Here is a 2535-nt window from a genome sequence, read left to right on the forward strand (position 1 = left end):
CGGCGCGCCGGGTTGACGCGGGCGACGGCCTCCGGGCCGCCCGGCAGGGCCCTGGCCGGGGGTGGGGAAGCCGAGGGCGGCACGGGGCCCGGAGGGGCGAACGGATGTTCCCGGAGTTTGTGGGGCTGCGGGGGCGGACCGGGCGAGATTCACCCTATCGGGGGGTAGTCGGCCTCCGTTCGGGCTCGGCCGGGTCCTGGTGATCTAGGGTTCCGGATGGGCCGCCGGGAGACGGTGGTCGCACTTCGCGAAATTCGCCAACGCCCCCACCCATAAGCGGATCTGATGATTCGTCATGGCATGCGTTCGTCAGGGCAGGCTGGTACGGCCCTGGACGCGTGACCCGATCACAGGAATGGAGAGCCCTGCCGATGACCGTGGACACGAGCCCGGAGGCAGCGCAGGCCAAGCAGCAGAGTCTTGCGACGGCTGCTGCCCGGAACCTTGCCACCACGACCAAGTCCGCACCGCAGATGCAGGAGATCACCTCCCGCTGGCTGCTCAAGGTGCTTCCCTGGGTCCAGGCGGCCGGTGGCGCCTACCGCGTCAACCGCCGGCTCACCTACGCGGTCGGCAACGGCGTGGTGGAGTTCATCAAGACCGGTTCCCAGGTCCGGGTGATCCCGGCCGAGCTGGGCGAGCTGGCCCTGCTGCGCGGCTACGAGGACGATGACGTCCTCACCGCTCTGGCCGACCGCTGCCGGCAGCAGGACTTCGGCCCCGGCGAGGTGCTCACCACCCAGGGCGAGGCCGCCGACAAGATCTTCCTGATCGCGCACGGCAAGATCAACAAGATCGGCACCGGAAAGTACGGCGACGAGACCGTGGTCGGTGTGGCCGGCGACGGCGACCGCTTCGGCGAGGACGCGCTGCTGAACCCGGACGCCACCTGGGAGTTCACCGCCAAGACCGCCACCGCCGGTGTGGCCCTGACGCTGACCCGGGCGGACTTCGCCGCCATCCGGGACAACGCGCCCAGCCTGCAGGAGCACCTCCAGGCCTTCCTGGCCCTGCCGCTCCAGGCGCAGAACGAGCGCGGTGAGGCCGAGATCGCCATGTCCGCCGGCCACCACGGCGAGTACGAGCTGCCCGGCGCCTTCGTGGACTACGAGCTCAAGCCCCGCGAGTACGAGCTGAGCGTCGCGCAGACCGTCCTGAAGGTCCACACCCGCGTCGCGGACCTGTACAACCAGCCGATGAACCAGACCGAGCACCAGCTGCGGCTGACGATCGAGGCCCTGCGCGAGCGCCAGGAGCACGAGATCGTCAACAACCCGGAGTTCGGCCTGCTCAACAACGCCGACTTCGACCAGCGCATCCAGACCCAGTCCGGCCCGCCCACCCCGGACGACCTGGACGAGCTGCTCAGCCGCCGCCGTGACCCCGACTACCTGCTCGCCCACCCGCGGACCATCGCCGCCATCGGCCGGGAGTTCAACGCCCGCGGGCTGTACCCCACCCACGTCGACCTCGGCGGGCAGCAGGTGCCGGCCTGGCGCGGGGTACCGATCCTGCCGTGCAACAAGATCCCGGTCACCAAGGACAACACGAGCTCGATCCTCGTGATCCGTACCGGTGAGGACAACCAGGGTGTCATCGGTCTGCACCAGACCGGCATCCCGGACGAGTACCAGCCGTCGCTGTCGGTCCGCTTCATGGGCATCGACGAGAAGGCGATCATCTCGTACCTGGTCAGCGCCTACTACTCGGCCGCCATCCTGGTGCCGGACGCGGTCGGCGTGCTGGAGAACGTGGAGATCGCGCACCGCCGCAGCTGAACGCGCAGAACGGCGAGCGCGGGCCGTGACCGGTCGGCTCGAAGAGCGTTTGATCTGATGGCGGGCGGCCCGCCCCTGAGGGCGGGTCGCCCGCCTGGCCATGTCTGATCGTTTCTGGTCGTATCCGACGGAACCCCTCTTGGGAATGCGACCTCATCCGACGCTTCTGCCCGTTCTGCCCCTTCCAGCGCGGCCGTTCGGCCCGAGCCCGTTCCGTCCTCCCCGGACGACCCGAGAGGTGTGTGGAGCCCATGCCCCAGCGTCGGCAGATCCGCCGGATATCGCCCGGCGGTGGTGGGGACGCGGCTCCCTGGGGGCGGGTACGGTTGATCGGCGCGACCTTCGGCGTGGTCGCGATCTGTGCGCTGGTCGGCGGTGCGACCGCCTCCGGCGCCGGCCACCCCGGCGGACACCCGCACGGCCCCGTGGTGGACACCTGCGTGTGCAGCGAGACCGACGTGTCGATGTCGGTACGGCCGGGCGGGCAGGTGAGCGTCGGCGTGGACGTGGACGTGGACGTGGACGTTCAGGTCGCGGTCGGCGTCGTGCCGAGCGCCGGCCCGGGGCACCACGGGCACAAGCCCCCGCACGGTCACCACCACCCCTGCCACACGCCCACGGCCACCCCGACGCCCACGCCGAGTCCGACGCCCACCCCCACGCCGACCCCGACTCCCACCCCCACGCCGTCACCGACGCCGGCGTCCCCCAGTCCGACGGTGCCGGACCCCACTCCGTCGCCCGCATCGCCCGTGCC

1 protein-coding gene and 1 pseudogene are annotated in these 2535 nt (G+C 70.9%); both read left to right on the top strand.

The features are described 5' to 3' along the window. The first annotated feature begins 371 nt into the window (after nucleotides 1–371). Entirely contained in the window at nucleotides 372–1778 is a 1407-nt protein-coding gene (locus KS423_RS43325) for a family 2B encapsulin nanocompartment shell protein (RefSeq protein ID WP_224285185.1), read from the top strand. 251 nt (nucleotides 1779–2029) lie between these two features. Further along, nucleotides 2030–2535 (top strand): annotated as a pseudogene (locus KS423_RS43330) (hypothetical protein); the annotation flags it as partial.

The sequence above is a fragment of the Streptomyces sp. LS1784 genome (genome assembly GCF_020103755.1).
Taxonomy (GTDB): Bacteria; Actinomycetota; Actinomycetes; order Streptomycetales; family Streptomycetaceae; genus Kitasatospora.